The organism is Rhodopseudomonas parapalustris, from assembly GCF_053772255.1.
The window spans coordinates 119,934-143,637 of the sequence record NZ_JAMKBZ010000006.1 but is presented as its reverse complement, the minus strand read 5'-3'; the positions used below and the strand labels follow the sequence as shown (position 1 = coordinate 143,637).

17 protein-coding genes and 1 pseudogene are annotated in these 23,704 nt (G+C 64.6%); 12 read left to right on the top strand and 6 right to left on the bottom strand.

The genetic code is table 11. The features are described 5' to 3' along the window. Positions 1-158: 158 nt before the first annotated feature. The 7 genes from M9H71_RS08030 (at position 159) to M9H71_RS08000 (ending at position 8,550) form a co-directional block, all read left to right on the top strand. Positions 159-2,654 (top strand): penicillin-binding protein 1A, encoded by a 2,496-nt coding sequence (locus tag M9H71_RS08030; RefSeq protein ID WP_455404522.1) that lies wholly within the window; start codon positions 159-161, stop codon positions 2,652-2,654. Positions 2,655-2,779: 125 nt separating this feature from the next. Then, a protein-coding gene (gene prfB / locus M9H71_RS08025) for a peptide chain release factor 2 (RefSeq protein ID WP_455404521.1) occupies positions 2,780-3,911 on the top strand; the annotation gives its coding sequence in 2 pieces (ribosomal slippage) (positions 2,780-2,848 and positions 2,850-3,911; 1,131 coding nt in all). 6 nt (positions 3,912-3,917) lie between these two features. Next, positions 3,918-4,808 carry an NAD(P)-dependent oxidoreductase gene (locus tag M9H71_RS08020; RefSeq protein ID WP_455404520.1) on the top strand — a complete coding sequence of 297 codons (891 nt, stop codon included), beginning with the start codon at positions 3,918-3,920 and terminating at the stop codon, positions 4,806-4,808. A gap of 153 nt (positions 4,809-4,961) precedes the next feature. Continuing rightward, entirely contained in the window at positions 4,962-6,338 is a 1,377-nt protein-coding gene (locus M9H71_RS08015) for a DUF4041 domain-containing protein (RefSeq protein ID WP_455404519.1), read from the top strand. Between the two features lie 52 nt (positions 6,339-6,390). Then, on the top strand, positions 6,391-6,693 hold the full coding sequence (locus M9H71_RS08010; protein WP_455404582.1) for an NAD-binding protein: 303 nt from the start codon (positions 6,391-6,393) through the stop codon (positions 6,691-6,693). Between the two features lie 81 nt (positions 6,694-6,774). Further along, positions 6,775-7,425: a glutathione S-transferase family protein gene (locus M9H71_RS08005; protein WP_455404518.1), complete on the top strand. Its 651-nt coding sequence runs from the start codon at positions 6,775-6,777 to the stop codon at positions 7,423-7,425. Positions 7,426-7,623: 198 nt separating this feature from the next. Next, positions 7,624-8,550: a DMT family transporter gene (locus M9H71_RS08000; RefSeq protein ID WP_455404517.1), complete on the top strand. Its 927-nt coding sequence runs from the start codon at positions 7,624-7,626 to the stop codon at positions 8,548-8,550. Here the strand turns inward: M9H71_RS08000 and M9H71_RS07995 are convergent. Together M9H71_RS07995 and M9H71_RS07990 are read right to left on the bottom strand one after the other, a co-directional pair. Beyond that, positions 8,547-9,917 (bottom strand): peptidoglycan DD-metalloendopeptidase family protein, encoded by a 1,371-nt coding sequence (locus tag M9H71_RS07995; protein WP_455404516.1) that lies wholly within the window; start codon positions 9,915-9,917, stop codon positions 8,547-8,549. The two genes, M9H71_RS08000 and M9H71_RS07995, sit on opposite strands and share 4 nt — an antisense overlap. Positions 9,918-10,010: 93 nt before the next feature. After that, positions 10,011-10,613 carry a peroxiredoxin gene (locus M9H71_RS07990; RefSeq protein WP_455404515.1) on the bottom strand — a complete coding sequence of 201 codons (603 nt, stop codon included), beginning with the start codon at positions 10,611-10,613 and terminating at the stop codon, positions 10,011-10,013. Positions 10,614-10,832: 219 nt separating this feature from the next. Between M9H71_RS07990 and M9H71_RS07985 the strand changes: the two are divergent. Beyond that, a pseudogene (locus M9H71_RS07985) lies at positions 10,833-14,512 on the top strand (YhdP family protein). A gap of 36 nt (positions 14,513-14,548) precedes the next feature. Here the strand turns inward: M9H71_RS07985 and M9H71_RS07980 are convergent. The 3 genes from M9H71_RS07980 to tyrS form a co-directional block, all read right to left on the bottom strand. Beyond that, positions 14,549-15,109: a cytochrome b gene (locus tag M9H71_RS07980; protein WP_455404514.1), complete on the bottom strand. Its 561-nt coding sequence runs from the start codon at positions 15,107-15,109 to the stop codon at positions 14,549-14,551. Between the two features lie 223 nt (positions 15,110-15,332). Then, entirely contained in the window at positions 15,333-16,550 is a 1,218-nt protein-coding gene (locus tag M9H71_RS07975) for an MFS transporter (RefSeq protein WP_455404513.1), read from the bottom strand. Between the two features lie 85 nt (positions 16,551-16,635). Next, a complete protein-coding gene (tyrS, locus tag M9H71_RS07970; protein ID WP_455404512.1) occupies positions 16,636-17,892 on the bottom strand; it encodes a tyrosine--tRNA ligase in 1,257 nt (418 codons plus the stop codon). 157 nt (positions 17,893-18,049) lie between these two features. Between tyrS and M9H71_RS07965 the strand changes: the two genes are divergently transcribed. Continuing rightward, the gene (locus M9H71_RS07965) at positions 18,050-19,153 is read left to right on the top strand and encodes an anhydro-N-acetylmuramic acid kinase (protein WP_455404511.1); all 1,104 of its coding nucleotides are present in this window, start codon (positions 18,050-18,052) and stop codon (positions 19,151-19,153) included. Between the two features lie 10 nt (positions 19,154-19,163). Here M9H71_RS07965 and M9H71_RS07960 read toward each other — a convergent pair whose 3' ends face one another. Continuing rightward, complete coding sequence (locus tag M9H71_RS07960) at positions 19,164-19,811, bottom strand: alpha/beta hydrolase (protein ID WP_455404510.1); 648 nt, start codon at positions 19,809-19,811, stop codon at positions 19,164-19,166. A 231-nt stretch (positions 19,812-20,042) separates the two neighbouring features. On the opposite strand from M9H71_RS07960, the gene M9H71_RS07955 reads away from it, so the two are divergent. From M9H71_RS07955 to sufC, 3 genes are all read left to right on the top strand, one after another. After that, positions 20,043-21,215, top strand: coding sequence for a cysteine desulfurase family protein (locus M9H71_RS07955; protein WP_455404509.1), 1,173 nt, complete (start codon positions 20,043-20,045; stop codon positions 21,213-21,215). An 83-nt stretch (positions 21,216-21,298) separates the two neighbouring features. Then, complete coding sequence (sufB, locus tag M9H71_RS07950) at positions 21,299-22,795, top strand: Fe-S cluster assembly protein SufB (RefSeq protein WP_455404508.1); 1,497 nt, start codon at positions 21,299-21,301, stop codon at positions 22,793-22,795. A 134-nt stretch (positions 22,796-22,929) separates the two neighbouring features. Continuing rightward, complete coding sequence (sufC, locus tag M9H71_RS07945; RefSeq protein ID WP_455404507.1) at positions 22,930-23,688, top strand: Fe-S cluster assembly ATPase SufC; 759 nt, start codon at positions 22,930-22,932, stop codon at positions 23,686-23,688. The last annotated feature ends 16 nt before the right edge of the window (positions 23,689-23,704 follow it).

The window sequence follows — 23,704 nt, the reverse complement described above, 5'->3', positions numbered from 1 at the left end:
CACAGCGTAAGTTCTATAAGACGTGCTGCGCGGTTCGTGAGGTCGGTTGCGATTGGGCCTCGCCCGGTAGCGTGCACCGCCCGGGTTGCGAACGACTGCATTCTCGGTCAAGGGACATCCGCCGCGAGGCGCGGCCCTGGATGAAACGGAACTCTCTGATGCGCTTGCTGCTGCGTTTCTTCGGCTTCCTGTTCGCGGCCGGCACGATCGTGTTCCTGGTCGGCGTCGCGGCCGCTGCCGGACTGATCTGGCATTTTTCCAAAGACCTGCCGGACTACTCGCAGCTTCAGGATTACGAACCGCCGGTGATGACGCGGATTCACGCGTCCGACGGCTCGCTGCTCGCCGAATACGCCAAGGAGCGCCGGCTGTACCTGCCGATCCAGGCGGTGCCGAAGCTGGTGATCAACGCCTTCCTCGCCGCCGAAGACAAGAATTTCTACGAGCACGGCGGCATCGACTATCAGGGCATGGCGCGCGCTGCGCTTCTGTACGCGCAGAACATCGGCACCAACCGCCGGCCGCAGGGCGCCTCGACCATCACCCAGCAGGTCGCCAAGAACTTCCTTCTGACCAACGAGGTGTCGTTCACCCGTAAGATCAAGGAAGCGCTGCTGGCGATGCGGATCGAGCGCGCCTACTCGAAGGACAAGATCCTCGAGCTGTATCTCAACGAGATCTATCTCGGCCTCGGCGCATACGGCATCGCCGCCGCGTCGCTGGTGTATTTCGATAAGTCGGTCAACGAGCTCACTGTCTCGGAGGCTGCCTATCTGGCGGCGCTGCCGAAGGCGCCGTCGTCGCTGCACCCGGTGAAGAACCACGACCGCGCGGTCGAGCGCCGCAATTACGTGATCGACCGCCTGCTGGAGAACGGCTGGATCAGCCAGGCCGACGCCGACAAGGCGCGCAAGTCGCCGCTCACGGTCACCAACCGCGGCAACCTCGCGCACACCTTCGCCGGCGAATATTTCGCCGAGGAAGTCCGCCGCGACATCTTCGAGCGCTACGGCGAAAAGAAGCTTTACGAGGGCGGGCTGTCGGTCCGCGCCACGCTCGATCCCAAGCTGCAGGTCGAGGCGCGAAAGACCATGGTGGCGGGCCTGGTCCGCTACGACGAGGCCCGCGGCTGGCGCGGCCCGGTCCACAAGCTGGACATCTCCGGCGACTGGGGCGTCAAGCTCGCCGACGTCAAATCGCTCGCCGACATCTCGCCGTGGCGGCTGGCTGTGGTGTTGGAGACCTCCGACCAGTCGGCGCGGATCGGCTTCCAGCCCGGCCGCGAACTCGGCGGCGCGATCTCGAAGCAGCGCGAGACCGGTCTGGTCACGCTCGAGGGCGTGAAATGGGCCAAGCCGACCAGCGGCTCGTCGCGCGGCAAGACTCCGCGAACGGTGTCGGACGTGCTGTCGCCAGGCGACGTCGTCTATGTCGACCCACTGCTCGACAAAGACGGCAAGGCGATCGAGGGCCAGTACCGGCTGCGGCAGATCCCCGAAGTGTCGGGCGCGATGGTGGCGATGGACCCGTGGACCGGCCGCGTGCTGGCGATGGTCGGCGGCTTCTCGTTCGACCAGAGCCAGTTCAACCGGGCCACTCAGGCGTATCGGCAGCCGGGCTCGTCGTTCAAGCCGCTGGTGTATTCGGCCGCGATGGACAACGGCTACACGCCGTCGACGGTGGTGATCGACGCGCCGATCGAGATCGACCAGGGGCAGGGCGTCGGGGTGTGGCGGCCGGAGAACTATTCGACCGGCAAGTATTACGGCCCGACCACGCTGCGCAACGCACTGCAGCGTTCGCTCAACACCGTGACGGTGCGGCTCGCCCAGGACATCGGCATGCCGCTGATCGGCGAATACGCCAAGCGGTTCGGCGTCTACGACGAGCTGCCGAACTATCTGTCCTATGCGCTCGGCGCCGGTGAAACCACGGTGATGCGAATGGTCACCGCCTATTCGATGTTCGCCAATGGCGGGCGGCGGGTGAAGGCGACTCTGATCGACCGGATTCAGGATCGTTACGGCCACACCATCTTCAAGCACGATCAGCGCGAATGCCGCGGCTGCGAGGCCCCGGAAGGCTGGCACAACCAGCCCGAACCGCAGCTCGTCGACCGCCGCGAGCAGGTGCTCGATCCGATGACCGCCTATCAGATCACGTCGATGATGGAAGGCGTGGTGCAAGCCGGCACCGCCACGGTGGTGCGCGAGGTCGGCAAGCCGATCGCCGGCAAGACCGGCACCACCAACGACGAGAAGGATGCCTGGTTCATCGGCTTCTCGCCGGATCTCGTGGTCGGCGTGTATTTCGGCTACGACAAGCCGCGCAATCTCGGCCGCGGCGCCACCGGCGGCCATCTCGCCGCGCCGGTCGCCAAGGACTTCTTCAAGCTCGCCCTCGCCGATAAGCCGGCGGTGCCGTTCCGCGTGCCGGCCGGCATCAAGCTGATCCGCGTCGACGCCAAGAGCGGCATGCGGGCCGGGCCGGGCGACACGCGCACCATTCTCGAAGCGTTCAAGCCGGGCACGGCGCCGCCGGACAATTATTCGGTGATCGGTGTCGCCGATGCCGACGGTCGCCAGCCGCAGCAGGCGGCGCCGCCGCCGGACGATCGTGGCTTCTTCCGGCCCGGCACCGGCGGGCTTTATTGATCCGGCCTTTGTTGATCGGGCCTGTATAGGTTCGGCTTCGATCCCAACGGGCGATTGCGCTTTGCCGCGTCGCCCGTTAAATCGCGTCTCAACATTCGCGGCACCGCCGCTTCCGAAGAGATCCCATGCGCGCAGAAATTGAACGCCTCGTTGAAGAGATCAAGCAGTCAGTCGGGCTGCTGAGGAGGCATCTTTGACGTCGATCAGTCGACCGTCCGCCTCGCGGAGCTGAACAAGCTCGCCGAGGATCCCGACCTCTGGAACGATCCGCAGAAGGCTCAGAAGCTGATGCAGGAGCGGACCTCGCTTGAGGATTCGCTGACCGGCATCGGCAAGGTCGAGCGCGAGCTGACCGACAACATTGAAATGATCGAACTCGGCGAGGCCGAGGGCGACGAGGGCATCGTCAAGGAAGCCGAGGAGGCGCTGAAAGCGCTGAAGAAGGAAGTCGCGCGCCGCGAGCTGGAAGCGCTGCTGTCCGGCGAAGCCGATCGTTTCGATACCTATCTCGAAGTCCATGCCGGTGCCGGCGGCACCGAGAGCCAGGACTGGGCCTCGATGCTGCTGCGGATGTACGTCCGCTGGGCGGAGAAGCACGGCTTCAAGATCGAGTATCTCGAAGAATCCGAGGGCGAAGAGGCGGGGATCAAATCGGCGACGATCCAGATTTCCGGCCACAACGCTTACGGCTGGCTGAAGACCGAAGCCGGCGTGCATCGCCTGGTGCGGATCTCGCCGTTCGACTCCAATGCCCGCCGGCACACCTCGTTCTCGTCGGTTCAGATTTTCCCGGTGATCGACAATTCGATCAAGATCGACATCGCCGAGTCCGACGTCCGCGTCGATACGATGCGCTCCGGCGGCGCCGGCGGTCAGCACGTCAACAAGACCGAATCCGCGGTGCGCCTGACCCACATCCCGACCGGCGTCGCGGTGGTCTGTCAGGCCGGCCGGTCGCAGCACAAGAACCGCGCGCAGGCGTGGGACATGCTGCGCGCGCGGCTGTACGAGATCGAACTGAAGAAGCGCGAAGAGCAGGCCGCCGCAGACCAGGCCGCCAAGACCGAAATCGGATGGGGCCACCAGATCCGCTCCTACGTGCTGCAGCCGTATCAGATGGTGAAGGACCTTCGCACCGGCGTTCAGACCTCTGACACCGCTGGCGTGCTCGACGGCGACCTCGACGAATTCATGGCCGCGACCCTGGCGCAACGCGCCTTCGGCGGCGGGCCTGGCGCGATCGAGGACGTCGACTGAGCCGCGATGGCGCATCCGCCCCGAACCCGTGTCGCCTTCCTCGGCCTCGGCAAGATGGGCCACGGCATGGCCGGGCGGCTGCTCGATGCGGGCTTCGACGTTGCCGTGTGGAATCGCAGCAAGGCCAAGGCGGACGATCTGATCCGCCGCGGCGCTCGGTGGGCCGATAGTCCCGCCGATGCAGCGCGCGAGACCCGTGCCATCCTGACGATGGTTGCGGACGATGTCGCCTCGGAGGCCGTGTGGCTTGGTCCAAATGGCGCAGCGACGACGGCCGCACCGGGCGTGCTGGCGATCGAATGTTCGACGGTGTCGCACCAGCATGCCCTCGACATGGCCGCCGCGCTACGCGCGCGAGATCTCGTCTACATCGATTGTCCGGTCACCGGGCTGCCCGATGCCGCTGCGCGCGGGGAGCTGACGCTGCTGATCGGCGCCGAGCTGAACGACCTCGATCGGGCCCGGCCGTTCCTGGCACCGCTCGGTCAGACGATCCGGCATTTCGGCCCGGTCGGCGCAGGGACCGTCTACAAGCTGATCAACAATCTGATGGGCGCGATCCAGATCGCGGCAATTGCCGAAGGCATTGCGATCGCCGAGCAGGCCGGCCTCGATATGGCGCTGGTACGCGATGCGATCCTCAGCAGCGTCGTTGCGAGTCCGCAGGTGGTCCGCCATGCGCCCCGGATGATTGCGCGCGATTTCACCAACGCGACCTTCACGGCCGCGCTCCGGCACAAGGATGCTGTGTATGCGGTGAAGCTCGGCGAAACGCTCCTGCCGCATCTCCCGCTCAGCCGCGCCGCGGTCGACGTCTACGCCAAAGCTGCCGCCGCCATCCCCGCCGAGGATGAGGGGCGGCTGATCGAGCTGTTGTCGGATCGGCCTCAGTTCTAAAGTTCTCCATTCTTGGAGAACCCGTCGTTAATGCTATCCTGCCCGTCTTTGCTCGTGCAGGTTGAGTGCTCTCTAAGCTCGCGCTTATCATCTGACGATCCGACGCTGCCTATTGGCGACGTCGGCAGGTTCAAGATTCTAGCGGGGGCGGCCTTGGCAATTGTTGTTTTCGTTCTAGTGACTGCTCTGTTCCTGCTTCCCTTCATTCTGGGTCGGATGATCATCAAATTCGTTCGAGAGCGCCGCCGCCGGCGTGACGAGTTGAAAGGTCTTTCCGAGCAATTGGCCGGGCTCGAGGAGCGGTTGCGCCCGATAATAGACATTCAAACGGAGTTGGATCGCCTGGACAAAGAGGTGCGTGCCCGCGTCTCGACGATCGAGGACCTGAAGCGCTCATGTCGCGACAAGAAGGAGAGCCTCGATCGGCTTACTGCTGAGCTCGACAGCTTGAGCGAGAAAAATGAGTTGGCTCAGGTTGCTATGTACGAACCGCATTTCGACTTTTCGGACAGCGAGCAGTTCAGGCGTGCGATTCGCGAAAATCGAGCGCAGCAGAAGGCTATGGTCAGGCAGAAGTCTGCAGTCATCTGCACCACAGGTTGGTCGCTCGAAGGCAGCGAGGCGAAAGGTCAGCTCATGACCGATCGCGCCATCAAACTAACTCTGCGTGCTTTCAATAATGAATGCGATGCAGCCATCGCCAATGTCCGTTGGAACAACGTCGAAACGATGGAGAAGAGAATCCTGAATGCGCAGCTCAAGATCGATGAGCTCAACTCATATGTGTCGGTTCTAATCGCGCGGGAGTTTCTCAATCTCAAGCTGAAGGAGCTTTACCTGACGCACGAGTACCGCGAGAAGCTAAAGCTGGAGCGCGATAAACGCGCGGAGCTAGCGAGAGCTGCGCGTGAAGAGCAGAAACTGCTGCGCGACCTTGAGCGCGCTGAAGATGATCAGGACAACTATCAGCGGCTTCTAGATAAGTCGAGGGAGGAGGCTGCGCGCGCCATGGGGCCTCGCCTGGAAGCATTGAAGGAACAGATTAGGCTTCTGGAGAATAATCTCAGCAGCGCTCAGGCAAAGGTGAATAGGGCCCAAGCCATGGCCGAGATGACCAGATCCGGATACGTTTATGTGATTTCGAACTATGGCTCATTCGGTCCTGATGTCGTCAAGATTGGTTTGACGCGCCGGTTGGATCCAAATGATAGAATTCGTGAGCTTGGCGACGCGAGCGTCCCCTTTCCGTTCGATACCCACGCCATCATCTATAGCGATGATGCGCCGACGCTCGAAGGCGCGTTGCACGAGAGGTTTGAGGCCGTCCGGGTGAACACCGAAAATGACAGGAAGGAGTTCTTCCGCGCAACGCTGGATCAAGTCGAAAACGCTGTTCGTGCCCTCGCGCCCAACGCGATATTTTTCAGAGACATCGAAGCGCAGGAGTATCGGGAAACGTTGATGCGACGCACATCAGTACTGAACTCGTTTCTGACTAAAGTCGAGGTTCGTCTACCAGTTGCGGTTTAGCTATTAATATGATGATCACCATGGCGATCGAAGTAATCGCCGAAGGCGTGGTCTGACCGAGGCCAACGGGTTGCCGCGCGAGCGGTTCTTCGAGCTGATCCTCGGCACGCTGTTCGGCAGCGGATCCTATCAGGTGTATTCGGCGATCATCGCAGAGAGGAAGTATCAGCCCGGCTTCAAGGCGGTGCTCCGCCTCAAGGATCTCCGCCTTGCCGCGGAGGCTGCCGAACAGGCCGGCCGCGAATTACCGATGCTCAGCGCCGTTCATCGCCAGATGGCGGAAACCGTCGCGGCGGGACAGGGCGACCGCGGCTGGTCGGCCATTGCGGAGTACGCCATCCGCGGCGGCATATAGCGGGCCGCGGCGCGTTCCGGTCCGTCTCCGGTACTCCTCTTTGTACAGAACAAATGTTCTGTTTTCAAAAACAGGTGTCCGATGACGTCAGATACCGTCCGACTGCACTATTTTCCGGAATCCGGCAACTCTTACAAGCTCGCGCTGATGCTGCGACTATGCGGCGTGCCGTTCGAGGCGGTGTGGACCGACTTCGGCTCGGGCGTGACGCGGACGCGCGAGTGGCGTGCTCTCGTCAACGAGATGGGCGAAATCCCTGTGCTCGAATGGCGTGGCCTGTCTCTGACACAGACCGGGCCGATTCTGTTGCGACTGGCCGAAGCCTATAGCCGCTTCGGTGCGACGAACGAGGATGATCGATACGCGGTCATGCGCTGGCTGTTCTGGGACAATCACAAACTGACGGGCTACATGACGGTGTATCGCTATCTTCGCGCTTTTACGCCGGCGCCCGACGAGCACGTGCTCGGCTTCTTGCGCAAGCGCATCGACGATTGCTTCAGTGTCGCCGAACGGCATTTCGAGACCCATTGCTTCGCCATCGGCGCCTCGCCATCGGTCGCCGATCTGTCGATGGTCGGCTATCTGCTGTTTCCGGCCGATGAGGCGGGCTACGACCTGGAGCGCAGTCATCCGGCCGTGGCAGCGTGGCTGGAGCGTGTGCGCAAACTGGATGGGTGGCTGGCGCCATACGATCTGCTGCCGGGACAGCGACTCCAGCGCTATCGCTGACAAGTTGCGGCTGTCGCCAGCGCGGACCAGCTTCTGCGGGTGACGACGTCACCATCGACGTCAGAGACGTCATGAAGATGCCAGCCTCGCGACGGATCAGTGGCGCCGCACTGTGATCGAATGAGCGCGACGCACGCTCGGAATTCGGGTGGCGGGGCAACGCCGCACGGCTGATGACTGATGCTGCGAGGTGCACTCATGACGTCAGCCATTCATCCAATTCATCCGCGCGACTGGGCTTTGCTGATCGCGCTGTCGATCCTGTGGGGAGCATCGTTCTTCTGCGTGGGTGTTGCTCTGAAAGAGCTGCCGCCTTTCACCATCGTTTTTCTTCGCGCCGCGATCGCTGCGCTGGTGCTGCTCTTGATTGTCTGGCTCCGCGGGATTTCGATGCCCCGCGGTGTTGCCGGTTGGCTGCCCTTCGTCGGAATGGCCTGTCTCAACTACGTGGTTCCGTTTTCCTGCCTCGCGATAGGGCAGACCTTCATCTCGACCGGCCTTGCGTCGGTGCTCAATGCGACGCCCCCCTTGTTCACCGTCATTGTCATGGCGGCCGCCGGAGAGGAGCGGCTGACGGCCCGGCGTATCGTCGGGGTCGCGGTCGGCGTGACCGGAGTTGCCATCCTGCGTGGGGTGGATCTGCGGGAGGCCGAAACGGGGATCGGCGTGGCGCTGTGTCTGTGCGCGGCGCTGTCGTATGGCCTGTCGGCACTGCTGGCGCGACGGCGCTTGACCGGCGTTGCTCCGCTCACGACAGCGACGGCGCAGATGGTCGTGGCGAGCCTCATCGCCGGTGTTGTCGCGGCGTGCGTCGATCAGCCCTGGAGGCTGCCCGCCCCGAGTGCCTCGACGATTTGGGCCGTGGTAGCACTCGGCACGCTCTCGACCGCGCTGGGTTACGTCCTGTTCTTCCGCATCATTGCGCGGTCGGGCGCGACGAACGTCATGCTGGTGACGTTGTTGATCCCGGTCACGGCCATTCTGCTGGGTACTGTCGTGCTGCACGAACACATCGGTGTTCGTGAACTGATTGGCGCAGGCGTGATCGCCAGCGCTCTTCTGATCATCGACGGCCGGGCCGCCGTCTGGCTCGAGGCACGCAGGTGGCGCAGCGAGCGGCTCTAAGCCGCCCCTGCCAGCTTCACGCCCGCCCGCAGGAACTTCTGCGGATCGACCGCTTCGCCGTCGATGCGGGTCTCATAATGCAGATGCGGGCCGGTGGAGCGCCCGGTCGAGCCGATCTCACCGACCACTTGGCCGATGCTGACATGCTGGCCGACCTTGGCGATGATTTTCGACAGATGACCGTAGCGGGTCGCCAGACCGTTGCCGTGGTCGATCTCGACCATCTGACCGTAGCCGCCAGCCCATCCGGCGCTGACGACTTTTCCGGCGGCGGTGGCGCGCACCGGATCGCCGGTCGAGCCGCGGAAGTCGAGGCCGGTGTGCATCGCCGGGCGGCCCAGGAACGGGTCGGTGCGCACGCCGAAACCCGACGACAGTTCGACTTCGCCGACCACAGGCTTGCGATAGGGAACCAGCGTCAGGACGCGGGTGAGGCGATCGACCTGAGCGCGGCTCACGCTGATCCGATAGAGCTGACGGTCGAAGCTCGACGCGTTGCTGGACGGTGCCCGCACCGGTACGAACGGGCCGCCGACGCCGCCGCGCGGCGCCGCGGCTTCGAGCGAGCGGGTGTTGAGGCCGAGGCTGCTAAGCGCATCGCGCATCCGGCGGGCGCGGGATTCGTAGCTGTCTTCGACGGCGCCGAGCGCCGCAATCTGCTGCTTTTCGACCTGGTCGAGCGAGTTCTGCAGCCGCGTCAGCACCGTCTCGACGCCTTGCGCCTTGGCGTATTGAGTCGGCGGTCGCTCCAGTGCCGCCGGCGTAGTGCGCGATTGCAGCCGCGCTTCGCGGTCCGGCGGGGCGACGAAGATCACCGTGTCGTTGATCGGCGACGGCTTCGGCCTGCCTGCCGGTTCGTTGTCGAACGACGGCGTGCGGGTCGGCTTGATGCTGCCGGTGATCGCGACGTCGGGCAGGGCGCCGAGTGCGCCGGCGCGGGATTCGAGCAGCGACTGCCGCCGCATGATCTGTTCGAGCTTCTTGTCGAACTGTTCCTGGTCGAGCAACTGCCGGCTGGTGGTGCGGTCGACCTTGGCGCGAAGCTCCGCGATCCGGTCCTCGTAGGCGTATTGCATCTCGGCCTGGCGCGCGATCAGCCGGGTCAGGACGTCGTCGCGGAAGGTGAAATAGGTGGCGGTGATTCCGGTCCAGCCGCCGAGCAGCACGATGCTGCCGACCACGATCCAGAACAGCACAGGGCCGATCCTAACCTGCCGGCCGGCATGGGCAATTGTGTAGCTGCGAGCATCCGGCGCCGGTCGATGCTCCGGCCGCGGCGGGCGAGCCGGGCGCGGCGCGGCCGCCCGGGCTTGATCGTGTGCGTGGTGGTGCTGCGCTGCGGATGGATGGCCGGAACGGTAAGACATCGGAACTCCCGCGCCGATCGGAAACTCGTTACTGTTCCTCTCGAGGCGCGAGCCGATTTGACCCCTGCATGGTTAATTTTCAGAAAATGCGAACTAACTCGATCGGGCTGCGGCGAGTACCTGATCGGCGTGGCCGTCGACCTTGACGTTGCGCCAGACCTGGACGACGCGGCCGTCGGTATCGATCAGCACCGTAGAGCGAATGATCCCTTCGAACTTGCGGCCATACAACGATTTTTCGCCCCAGGCGCCGTAGGCTTCGAGCATCGCGTGGGTCGGATCCGAGAGCAGCGGCACGGCGAGCTGATGCTTGTCGCGGAAGGAGTCCTGAGCCTTCACCGAGTCGGCAGAGACCCCGAGCACCGCGGTTCCGCAGGCCTCGAAGTCGGGCGTAAGGCGGGTGAAGTCGATGGCCTCGCGGGTGCACCCCGGCGTGTTGGCCCGCGGATAGAAGAACAGTACCAGCTTGCGGCCGGCAAAGTCGCCGAGCGAGACCGAGCTGCCGCCGTCGCGGGGCAGCGTGAAGTCCGGGGCCTTGCTGCCTTCGATCAAAGTGGTCGATTTGGCGGAGCCGGCTTTCTTCGCGGCCGCCTTGGCGGCGGGCTTCGAAGTTATCTTGGCGGCGGGCGACCCGGCTTTCGGCTTCGCCGGTGTCTTAGCCTTCTTGGGGGATTTCTCGGGCGTTTGCTTGGACATGCGCCTTCCTTTCGTCGCTTTCGAAAGGTCAACATCGATCATCGCCAGGCGCGATGCGACTATGCCGCTGCTGGGCAAGTCCGTCGACCTCGGGGTATGGTCGCAGGGATTCGGCGTACCGACCACCCCGTTCGTTTAATGGGCCCGTTGGGCTGGCGGCGAGTAGAGGTTCATACGAGGAGGGCTGCGAAGCCGCCACAGGAGCGCATGATTTGCGCAATGGTGCGTGCTCCTTCCTCCACAACTAGGCTCCCGACGGGCGCGTGCAACGAGAGGCAATGGCGAAACATCCGACGCCGAACCAGTCCGACCCGCACGCCGGCCACGATTCATCTGACCCGCATTGGCACGATGGTCATTGGGACCACGCGCATGAAGAAGACGGCCGTCATCGTGCTCGCCAACTGCTGAAGCGGCGTGGTCTCGGTCTGCATCGTATCAACGAATGGTCCCGCCGCCACGCCGTCGGTGCGCCGTGGCTGAAGCGTATCGCCGTCACGTTCGCCGTGGTCGGGATGGTGCTCGCCGCCGGATTTGCCGGGCTTTGGCTGCGGCTCGGTGCTGGCCCGATCAACCTCGACGTGGCGACGCCGTGGCTGGCTGACGCCATCGAACAGAACATCGGTAACGGCAACACGGTGGAGATCGGCGGAACGCAGATCGAGCGCGCCGGTCGGATACGCATCGCGGTGCGGATTCGCGACATCGTGGTCCGGGACCGCGACCATGCGGTCATCGCCTCGGCGCCGAAAGCGGAAGTGCGGCTGTCCGGCTCGGCGCTGCTGATGGGCAAGCTGCGGGCCGAGAGCCTGAGATTGGTCGGCGCCGAATTGGCGATCCGGATCGATCCCGAGGGCCAAGTCACGGTATCGGCTGGATCCACCGAGAAACCGATCGCTACCGGCGTCGCGAGGGCCGGTCGGCCGGTCGAGTTCAAGCTGCCCAGCCAGACGACGCCCCCGGATGCGCCCGGCGCTTCGCCGGATGCCGCGGCGCCTGCGCCGACCGCGCCCGCGGGAGACAATTCCGACGCGATGAAAGGCGTGCTGGCCGGACTTTCCTGGCTCGACAGCCTGAGCATGACGGGGCTCGATGGCCAGAACCTCAACGAGATCGGTCTGAAGAACGGCAACCTGGTCGTGGACGACGAGCAGCGCGGCAATCGCTGGTCGTTCGAGAACATTTCCCTCAGCCTGCGGCGGCCGAGCGGCGGCGGTGTCGCGCTCAGCGTCGGCGAGGAGGGCGCCAAGCCGTGGTCGCTCCGGGTCCAGGTCGGTCCCGCCCGGGACGGCGTGCGCTCGGTCGAGCTGCATGCCAACCAGGTGCCGACCCGGACGGTGCTGCTCGCGCTGCGGCTCAAGAATCTGACCTACAGCGCAGACTTTCCACTGACCGGCGATCTGAAAGGCGAGGTCGGCCGCGACGGCGTGCCGACCTATTTCCGCGGCAAGCTGACGGCCGGTGCCGGCACCTTGGTCGATCTGGAAACGCCGGACTACCCGATGGCGATCGACCAGATCGAAACGACTTTCGAGTGGGACGCCAACCGCCGCGTGCTGGTCGCGCCGTTCAAGGTGCTCGCTGGAGCCAACCGCGTCACGCTGCTGGCGACGCTGGAGCCACCGAACGGCAGCGTCGACGATTGGCGGCTCGGTCTGTCCGGCGGGACGATCGTGCTGCCGGGCGCGCAGAACGAGGCGCCGCTGATCTTCAACCGGATCGCCGTCCGGGTGCGCTTCGACAGCGCCAATCGCCGGGTGCTGCTGACCCAAGCCGACGTCAGCAACGGCGAGATCGGCGTCGCCGGTTCCGGCAGCATCGATTACTCCGGCGAGCCGCGGCTGACGCTCGGGCTGGCCGGCACGCCGATGTCGGTTTCGGCGCTGAAGCGGATGTGGCCGGTGCTGATCGTGCCGGAGCTGCGCGAGTGGGTGAACGATCGCATCCTCGCCGGTTCGATCCAGACGATCGACATCGCCGTCAACTCACCGTTGAAGAACCTGTCGCGCAGCGGGCCGCCGATTCCGGACGAGGGGCTGCTGGTCAATATTCTCGGTAGTGGCGCGGCGATCCATCCGGTGGACGGGATGCCGACCGTCAAGGACGCGGATATGCGGGTTCGGGTGACCGGCCGCACCGCGACGGTGTCGATCAATCAGGCCAATGCCGATACCGATAGCGGCCGAAAGATCGCGTTGTCGGACATTCTGTTCGAAGTGCCGGATCTGGCGCCGAAGCCGGCACCGGCGAAGATCAAGTTCAAGCTCGACGGGCCGGTCCCCGCAGTGGCCGAGGTGCTGGCCTCGGGCCGGCTCAGTGACGCGGCGGCGCTGCCGATCGATCCCAACGGCAGCAAGGGCACGGTGTCGGCCCAGGTGATGCTCGGCATGCCGATCCAGCGCGTGCTGACCAAGCAGGACACCACCTATTCGATCGCGGCCGATCTCAGTGGCTTTTCCGGCGACAAGCTGGCGATGGGGCAGAAGCTCGAATCCACCACGCTGAAGGTCACCGCCAACAATCAGGGCTATCAGGTCAAAGGCGACGTCAAGATCAACGGTCAGCCGGCGTCGCTGGACTATCGCAAGCCGGTCGACGGCGACGCCGACCTCAAGCTGCAGGCGACGCTCGACGACGCCAGCCGTGCCCGGCTCGGGTTCGATCTCGGGAGCGGCGTCAGCGGCCCGCTCGGGGTGAAACTGACCGGGAAGATCGGCGACAACGAGCAGGACGCGAAATTCGCCATCGATGCCGATCTGACCGCGGCGAAGCTCGACAATCTGTTGCCGGGCTGGACCAAATCGGCCGGCAAGCCCGGCCGGGCCGCGTTCAACGTGGTGCGCAAGCCGCAATCGACCCGGCTGGAAGACGTCACCATCGAAGGCGGCGGCACGCTGATCAAGGGCGCCCTCGAGATCGACGGCGACGGCGACCTGATCAACGCCAACTTCCCGGTGTATTCGCCCTCCGAGGGCGACAAAGCGATGCTCAAGGCGGACCGCGGCAACGACGGCGTGCTGAAAGCAGTGATGCGCGGCGACGTGTTCGACGGCCGCGGCTTCATCAAGTCGGCGCTCTCGGGCAGCTCGAGCGACGCCAAGGGCAAGAGCATCGATTTCGATCTCGACCTGAAGCTCGGCGCAGTCGCGGGCTTCTACGGCGAGGCGCTGCGCAGCGTCGACGTGAAGGCGACGCGTCGAAATGGTTTGTTCCGCAGCTTCTCGATGAGCGGCAAACTCGGCCGCGACACCCCGATCACCGCTGATCTGCGCGGCCGCAATCAGGGGCGCGAGGTGATCTATCTGGAGACCAACGACGCCGGCGCGTTCTTCCGGTTCACCGACAGCTACGCCAAGATGTACGGTGGCCAGCTCTCGCTGGCGGTCGAGCCGCCGGGCGGCGAGCCGCGCGAGAAGGAAGGTCTGATCAACGTTCGCGACTTCACCGTGAAGGGTGAAGCGGCGCTCGATCGGGTTGCCGCCGGTGCGCCGGGGGGACCGCCGCAGGGGCTGGGGTTCTCGCGTCTGCGCGCCGAATTCAGCCGCCAGAACGGCACGCTCACGATCCGCGACGGTGTGGTGAAGGGGCCGACCATTGGCGCCACGATCGAGGGCTCGATCGATTACGGCGCCAACCAAGTGCGGATGAGCGGCACCTTCGTGCCGATGTACGGGCTCAACAACATGTTCGGGCAGATCCCGATCGTCGGCCTGTTCCTCGGCGGCGGCAGCAATGAGGGGCTGATCGGCGTCACCTACGAGGTGGTGGGCACGCCGGGCAAGCCAGTGCTGCGGGTCAATCCGATCTCGGCGATGGCACCGGGCGTGCTGCGCAAGATCTTCGAGTTCAACACCGGCCGACAAAACAGCGGCGCCGATTTCCCGGCGCCGCCCAACTAATCGTCAGATCTTTTCGAACGTCGGCGTCGCGCGTGCTCAGCGCTGGCGCAGCCACGGCACCATGCGGCCGAGGGTGGCGTCGTGCCGACCGTATTGATGCCAAAGCGCGCCGACGACGTGGATGAACACCACGATCACGGTGGCCAGGAACAGCGGTCCATGCGCCGCGTGCAGCACGCCGGCGATTGCATCGTTCTTGGCGATCGGCGGAATGCCGAGCAGGTCGACGCCCCGGCCTGAGAACAGCGTCATGCCGAGGCCGGTCAACGGCAGGGCGAGCAGCAGCAGATACAACAGGCCATGGCTGATCCGGGCGATCACTTCGGTGATGCGCGGAGAAGGCACCAGATCGGGCGCGCCGTGGATCTTGACCCACAGGATGCGCAGCACCCCTAGGCCGAGCACCGCGGTGCCGATCGCCTTGTGCCAATTGTACAACTCGCCGCGCAGCGGGTCGGTCTTCTCGAGCCCGTGTGCGTAGTTCATCGAGGCGAACAGGGCGATCACGGCGAAGAAAATCAGCCAGTGAATAAGGACAGCGAGCGCGCCGTATTCGGCGGGCCGTTTGTCGGCAGAATCGAGGGTGGTGGTCGTCATGATGTCTCCGAAGCAAAGTCGCGGCACGTCGAGGCCCGCGGCGCGAGCAGCCCACCGGAAGATGATGCCCGGCAGGGCGGCGGCAGCGATGTGATCGAGCGCAATTTGGTCGAACACATTTTGCTGATCGCAGGGACGAAGGACCGCCAATGGCCCGATCTATGCCACGGAGGAAGTACGAAGTCATGACTGATAGCTGCGATTGCAACGCATCAGCGCGCGCCTATTGTCGCTCCCGCAGCGCCGGCACGACCAGGAACGGGACCATGCCGAGCACGACGCTGATCAGCGCGAAGCCAAGCACCGGATTGTAGCTCTGGGTGAGATCGTGCAGCAGACCCCCGCACCAGGAGCCGAACGCCGACCCCAGACCGCTGCCGATCGAGATCGTCCCGTAGATCGTGCCGACACGCCGGCCGCGGAAGATGCTCATTGCGGTGGCGGTGATCAGCGGGCCGCGCGAGCCGATCATCGAGCCGAAGCAGATCACGAACCCGCCGAGCAGCAGCGGGCTCGGGTACCACTGCAGCAGCCACAGCAGGACAAGGCCGGTGATTGAAATTGCGTAGGAGAACAGGATCGATGGTCGACGCCCGATCACGCCGTCGAGCCAACTCACGCCGAGCATGCCGACCACCAGTACCACGCCGGAGAATCCCCAGGCGGTCGCGGCCTGCAGCGGCGTGAACCCGGCGTCGACCAGATAGGCGACCACCTGCACGGAGATCGAGTACATCCCGATCGCGGTGAAGAAGAACGTCGCGAACAGCGCCCAGAAAGCATGGTGCCGCATCGCGCCCGCCAGCGTCCAGAAATCGTCCGCCGCGTCGTCTGACGATCGCTGCGCGTGCGCGTCGGCGCCGGCGGCGAACCGCCCCCACGGCAGCAGCGCCAGAGGGATCAGCAGGATCAGCGTCGCGCCACCGAGGATCAGATAGGCCTCGCGCCAGCCGTATCGTTCGATCAGCACCTGGGCGATCGGCAGCATCACCAGCACACCGGCGCCGATCGCCGAATACACCACCGCCATCGCAGTCGGCAGCTTGGCGCCGAACCAGCGGCCGAGCAGGATCGAGTTCGGTACGTTGCCCGTGAAGGCGATGCCGAGGCCGACGCAGAGCCCGACGGTGATCTGCAACTGCCACAGCCGTTCGGCATAGGAGGCGATCAGGAGTGCGCCGCCGAGCAACGCCATGCCGAGGGTATAGACCACGCGCGGACCGGAGCGGTCGAACAGCCGGCCCACGAGCGGTGAGGCGAGGCCGGTGCACAGCGCTGTCAGCGAATAGATCGACACCACCTCGGCACGGTCCCAGCCGAACGAGGCTGAGATCGGCAGTAGGAACACGGTGAAGCTCTCGCCGAGCCCGCGGCCAAGCAGCGAGAGCACGAAGCATAGGCCGAGAATGAACAGGCCGATGCGCGAGGCACGGTGATCCAAGGACGATCCTTCCCGAACGAAACCACGTTTTTTGGTATCGAACGCGGTTTTGCCGGAAAGGAGCAGAGCCAGCTAGCGAATGGGGCTATGCAAGCCGCAGCAGCACATGCTTCTTCTTGCCCATCGACAGCTTGATCACGCCGTCGGCCGAGAGGTCGGTGGCTGTCAGGGTCATCTTCTCGTCGGTCACCGGCGCGTCGTTGACCTTGAGGCCGCCGGCCTTGATCTGGCGGCGCGCTTCGCCATTGGAGGCGACGAGGCCGGTCTTCTCGGCAAACGCCGCCAGCACGCCGATCCCGGCGTCGAGTTCGCCGCGGCTGATCTCGACGCTCGGCAGATCCTGCGCGGTGCCGCCCTGTTCGAAGGTGGTACGCGCCGTCGCCTCCGCCTTATCGGCGGCCTCGCGGCCGTGCATCAGCGCAGTTGCCTCGGTGGCCAGGATCTTCTTTGCGTCGTTGATCTCGGCGCCCTGCAGCTTCGACAGTCGCTCGATCTCGTCCATCGGCAGCAGCGTGAACAGCTTCAAGAAGCGACCGACGTCGGCGTCCTCGGTGTTGCGCCAGTACTGCCAGTAATCGTAGGGCGCCAGCATGTCGCCGTTGAGCCAGACGGCGCCGGCGGCGGTCTTGCCCATCTTGGCGCCAGAGGCGGTGGTCAGCAGCGGGCAGGTCAGCGCATGGAGTTGGTGCGTGCCCATGCGGCGGCCGAGGTCGACGCCGTTGACGATGTTGCCCCACTGATCCGAGCCGCCCATCTGCAGATTGCATTTGTAGCGGCGCGCCAGCTCGACGAAGTCGTAGGACTGCAGGATCATGTAGTTGAATTCGATGAACGACAGCTCCTGCTCGCGGTCGAGCCGCAGCTTCACCGAATCCATCGTCAGCATGCGGTTGATCGAGAAGTGGCGACCGACGTCGCGCAGCATTTCGATGTAGTTCAGCTTGGTCAGCCACTCGGCGTTGTCGGCCATCACCGCGTCGCTGTGGCCGTCGCCGAACTTGATGAACTTCGAGAATGTGCCCTTGATCGACTCCTTGTTGGCGTCGATCTGCTCGTAGGTGAGGATCTTGCGGGTCTCGTCGCGGCCCGACGGGTCGCCGACGCGCGTGGTGCCGCCGCCCATCAGCGCGATCGGCTTGTTGCCGGTCGCTTGCAGCCAATGCAGCATCATGATCGACAGCAGATGGCCGACGTGTAGCGACGCCGCGGTGCAATCGTAACCGACATACGCGACCACTTCGCCCTTCGCCGCGAGCGCGTCGAGCGAGTCGGGATCGGAAATCTGATGAATGAATCCCCGGCTCTGGAGAACATTCATAAAATCAGACTTAAAAGCGGTCATCTGTATCGGTCTCTGATCACGGTTATTTCACGCATCGCGCAGATCGCGCGCGACGACGCCCAGGAAAGTCTTTCGGGCGCGTTACCCTGTGGCATTATAAGAACTAGGTGTTTGACACAAGTTGGACCTTCTGCAGCGGGCGGAAAGGCGCGTTGCCATGATGATGACGGCGATCGGACTGATGAGCGGCACCTCGCTCGATGGCGTCGATGTCGCGCTGATCAAGACTGATGGACGGCGCGTCGCCGCGCTGGGGCCGTCGGGCTACCGGCCTTACACTGGGACCGAACGCGGCCTGCTGCGTCACGCCCTTGCCGAAGCGGTGGAGCTCGACCGGCGCGATGCCCGTCCCGGCGTGCTCGCCGAAGCGGAGCGCGCGGTGACGATCGCGCATGCCGAAGCGGTCGCCGCATTCATCGCTCAGCACCGTCTGTCTGCGGAGGCGATCGATGTCGCCGGCTTTCACGGCCAGACCGTGCTGCACCGGCCGGAGGCAAAGCTCACGATCCAGATCGGCGATGCCGCGGCGCTCGCCAGGGCCATTCGTATTCCGGTTGTGTACGATTTCCGTGCTGCCGACGTTGCGTCGGGCGGCCAGGGGGCGCCGTTCGTACCCGTGTATCACCGCGCCCTGGCGCAGTCGCTCAGCCGCGACGGTGCGGTCGCCGTGGTGAACATCGGCGGCGTCTCCAACATCACCTACATCGACGGCAGCGACACCCTGATCGCCTGTGACACCGGGCCCGGCAACGCGCTGCTCGATGATTTCGTGTTCCGCACCCAAGGCAGGCCGTTCGACGGCGAGGGGCGGCTGGCGGCGCAAGGAGCGGTCGATCAGGCGTGGGTCGGCGACGCGCTGCAGCACCCGTTCTTCCTCAAGCCGCCGCCGAAGTCGCTCGATCGCAACCACTTCGCCGGGCTAGCGCTGCGCGACTGGTCGGCGGAAGACGGCGCGGCGACGCTGACGGCGTTCACCGCCCGCGCGATCGCGGCGGTGGTGCCGCTGCTGCCAAAGCCGCCAGCGAGCTGGGTCGTCACCGGCGGCGGCGCGCGCAACCTGACGATGATGCGGATGCTGCGCGACGTGCTCGCGCCGGCCAGCGTCGACAGTGCGGACGCACTCGGCTGGTCGGCCGACGCGATGGAGGCGCAGGCGTTTGGCTTCCTCGCCGCGCGTGGTCTGAAGGGCCTGCCGTTGAGCTATCCCGCGACAACCGGTGTCGCGTTCCCGATGACCGGCGGGCTGTTGGCGCGGCCCTGACCGGGAAAGCTCAGCGGACGTTGGCGAGCCGCATGTCCAGATAGGACGTGATCGTCTCCATCAGCGGCTCCATCCGGTCTTCGAAGAAGTGGTTGGCGCCGGGAATGATCTGCTGGTCGATCACGATGCCCTTCTGGGTCTTGAGCTTCTCGACCAGGGTGTTGACGTCCTTGGCCGGCGCCACGATGTCCTTCTCGCCATGGACGATCAGGCCGGACGACGGGCAGGGCGCCAGGAACGAGAAGTCGTAGCGGTTCGGCTCCGGCGCGATCGAGATGAAGCCTTCGACCTCGGGACGGCGCATCAGGAGCTGCATGCCGATCCATGCGCCGAACGAGAACCCCGCCACCCAGCAGGCGCGTGCCTCCGGGTTGATGGTCTGGGCCCAGTCGAGCGCCGAGGCCGCATCGGCGAGCTCACCGGTGCCGTGGTCGAACGAGCCCTGGCTGCGGCCGACGCCGCGGAAATTGAACCGCAGCACCGAGAAACCACGGGCGACGAAGGCGTAATACACCTGATAGACGATCGGGTGATTCATGTTACCGCGGAACTGCGGATGCGGGTGCAGCACCATCGCGATCGGCGCGTTCTTCTGCTTGGCGGGGTGGTAGCGGCCTTCGAGACGGCCCGCCGGACCGGTGAAAATAACTTCGGGCATCAGCGATCCTTGCGCGACATGGTGGGAGTGGGCCTGCCGCGCCGTGCACGGGCGGGTCCTGCCAGCAACAGCCGCCGGCTGCCGCGAAGCGGATCGGGCAGGCGGCCGGAGGAAACGGGGAGCTGCGTTCTAGCATGGAGCGCAGGGCCAAATGCAAGCATATTGAACAGGGTGGGCCGGCGCGATGCCGATCGCGGGCTGACGGACGGGAATTGAGAGGATCGAAGCGCGGTGACGGTCAATCGAGTGTATCTGGACTGGAATGCGACCACGCCACTGCGGCCGGAGGCGAGGGCGGCGATGACGTCGGCGCTTGATCTGGTCGGCAACCCTTCCTCGATCCATGCCGAAGGCCGCGCCGCGCGCGGTCTACTCGAACAGGCCCGGGCCCAGCTCGCCGAAGCTGTCGGGGCAGTGCCGCGCGATGTTGTGTTCACATCAGGCGGCACGGAGGCGGATGCGCTGGCGCTGACGCCGGGACTCCGGATCGGCTCGGAACCCGTTGAACGGTTGTTGATTTCGTCGATCGAGCACGCCGCGGTGCTGAGCGGTGGCCGGTTCCCCGTGGAACGCGTCGACACCATCCGGGTCACGTCGGACGGCGTGGTCGATCTCGACCATTTGCGGGCCATGCTGGCCGGCGGTCCTGCCGCGCTGGTGTCGGTGATGCTCGCCAACAACGAGACCGGCGCGGTTCAGCCGATTCGTGAAGTTGCTGAGATCGTGCGTGAAGCGGGCGGCGTGCTGCACGTCGATGCGATCCAGGCGTTCGGCAAGATTCCGTTCGGAATCAAGGAACTCGGCGCGGATCTTGTGTCGTTGTCTGCGCACAAGATCGGTGGCCCGAAAGGCGTCGGAGCGCTGGTTCTGAGTCCCAGGCTGTCTGGGCCCGAGCCGTTGCTGCGCGGCGGCGGTCAGGAGCTGGGCAGGCGCGCCGGCACCGAGAACCTGATCGGGGTCGCCGGCTTTGGCGCCGCGGCGGCGGTCACGATTCCGGCGATGGCGGACGACATGGTCCGGATCGAAGGATTGCGGACACGGCTCGAGGCGGGGTTGCGACATATCGCCGGGGACGACGGGGTGATCTTGTCGGCCGGCGTGCCGCGGCTGCCGAACACCACACTGTTCGCCGTCCCTGGATTGCGGGCGGAAACCGCCGTGATCGGCTTCGATCTCGCCGGAATCGCGGTGTCGTCGGGGTCGGCCTGTTCGTCCGGCAAGGTGCAGCCGTCGCATGTGCTGGAAGCGATGGGCTTCGGTCCGGAACTTGCAAGATCAGCCATCAGGATCAGCCTCGGCTGGTCGAGTAGCGAATCCGACATGGATTGTTGTCTGGAGGCTTGGAGAAAGCTCGCCGGCAACATAGCTAGAAGGGATCGTGAAACAGTGCTTGAACGGTTCTAAGAGGGTTTCATCCCGTGACGGATCGTGTAAGCATGTCTTTCGCAGATCCACCGCGGTCCTTGAAACCGTGAGCGGAGGTTTGAATGGCTGCCGTCCAAGAGACCGTCGATCGGGTTCGCCAGATCGACGTCGATCAATATCGCTATGGATTCGAAACTCTGATCGAATCCGAGAAGGCTCCCAAGGGGCTTTCGGAAGACATCGTCCGCTTCATCTCGGCCAAGAAGAGCGAGCCGGATTGGATGCTGCAGTGGCGGCTTGAAGCCTATCGCCGCTGGCTGACGATGATCGAGCCGACCTGGGCGCGGGTAGAATATCCGAAGATCGATTTCCAGGATCTATACTATTATTCCGCGCCGAAGCCGAAGAAGACCGTCGGCTCGCTCGACGAGATCGATCCTGAGATCCTGAAGACCTACGAGAAGCTCGGCATCCCGCTGCGGGAAGTCGCGATCCTCGAGGGCGTCGAGCCGCGCCCGGGAGAGCCGGATTCGCCGAGCCGCAAGATCGCGGTCGACGCGGTGTTCGACTCGGTGTCGGTGGCGACCACCTTCCAGGCCGAGCTGAAGAAGGCCGGCGTGATCTTCATGCCGATCTCGGAGGCGATCAAGCATCACCCCGAGCTGGTGCAGAAGTATCTCGGCAGCGTGGTGCCGACCTCGGACAACTTCTACGCGACGCTGAATTCGGCGGTGTTCTCCGACGGCTCGTTCGTTTACGTGCCGCCGGGCGTGCGCTGCCCGATGGAGCTGTCGACCTATTTCCGCATCAACGAGCGCAACACCGGCCAGTTCGAGCGCACGCTGATCATCGCCGACAAGGGCTCCTACGTCTCTTACCTCGAAGGCTGTACCGCTCCGCAGCGCGACGAGAACCAGCTCCATGCTGCGGTGGTCGAACTGGTGGCTCTGGACGATGCCGAGATCAAATACTCGACGGTGCAGAACTGGTATCCGGGCAACTCGGAAGGCAAGGGCGGCATCTACAACTTCGTCACCAAGCGTGGCGATTGCCGCGGCGACAATTCCAAGATCTCCTGGACCCAGGTCGAGACCGGTTCGGCGATCACCTGGAAGTATCCGAGCTGCATCCTGCGCGGCGACAACTCGCGTGGCGAGTTTTACTCGATCGCGATCTCGAACGGCTATCAGCAGGTCGATAGCGGCACCAAGATGATCCATCTTGGCAGCAACACCACCAGCCGGATCATCTCCAAGGGCATCGCGGCCGGCAAGTCGCAGAACACCTATCGCGGCCTCGTCACCGCCCACCGCAAAGCCAAGGGCGCGCGTAACTTCACCGCGTGCGACTCTTTGCTGATCGGTGACCAGTGCGGCGCGCACACCGTGCCCTACATCGAAGCCAAGAACGCCTCGGCGCTGTTCGAGCACGAGGCCACGACGTCGAAGATCTCCGAGGACGTGCTGTTCTACTGCATCCAGCGCGGTCTCAGCCAGGAAGAGGCGGTCGGCCTCGTCGTCAATGGCTTCGTCAAGGATGTGCTGCAGCAATTGCCGATGGAATTCGCGGTCGAAGCGCAGAAGCTGATTTCGATCAGCCTCGAAGGTTCGGTCGGGTAAAGCCGAAGAGCTTCACGAGGCGGCCGCGCCGCGGCCGCTTCGCAGGATCCGCAACGAGAACGTCATACCAACTCATCCTTCGAGACACGCGCCGCGGTCGATCCTCAGGATGAGAGCCAAACAGGAAGGTCGTTATGCCTGCATTGCTCGAAGTGAAGGACCTCCAGGTCAGCGTCGCGGATCGCGAGATCCTGCACGGCCTGACGCTTTCCGTGAACGAAGGCGAAGTGCACGCGATCATGGGGCCGAACGGCTCCGGCAAGTCGACGCTCAGCCACGTCATCGCCGGCAAGCCGGGCTACGAGGTGACCGGCGGCGAGATTCTGTTCAAGGGCGAGAACCTCTTGGAGATGGAGCCGAACGAGCGCGCCGCCAAGGGCGTGTTCCTGGCTTTCCAGTATCCGGTCGAAATCCCCGGCGTCGCCACCATGAACTTCCTGCGCACCGCGCTCAATTCGCAGCGCAAGGCGCGCGGCGAGGACGAACTGTCGACGCCGGATTTCCTTAAGCGGGTGCGTGAAGTCTCCGGCTCGCTCGGCATTCCGCAGGAGATGCTCAAGCGCGGCGTCAATGTCGGCTTTTCGGGCGGCGAGAAGAAGCGCAACGAAGTGCTGCAGATGGCGCTGTTCCAGCCCAGCCTCTGCATCCTCGACGAGATGGACTCCGGTCTCGACATCGACGCGCTGCGGATCGCTTCCGAAGGCGTCAACGCGCTGCGTGCGCCGAACCGCTCGATGGTCGTCATCACGCACTATCAGCGGCTGCTCGACTACATCGTGCCCGACTTCGTTCATGTGATGTCGAAGGGCAAGGTGGTGCGCAGCGGCGGCAAGGAGCTGGCGCTCGAACTCGAAGCCAACGGCTACGCGCAATATCAGGAAGCGGCGGCCTGAGCGCCGCCGATCGGGA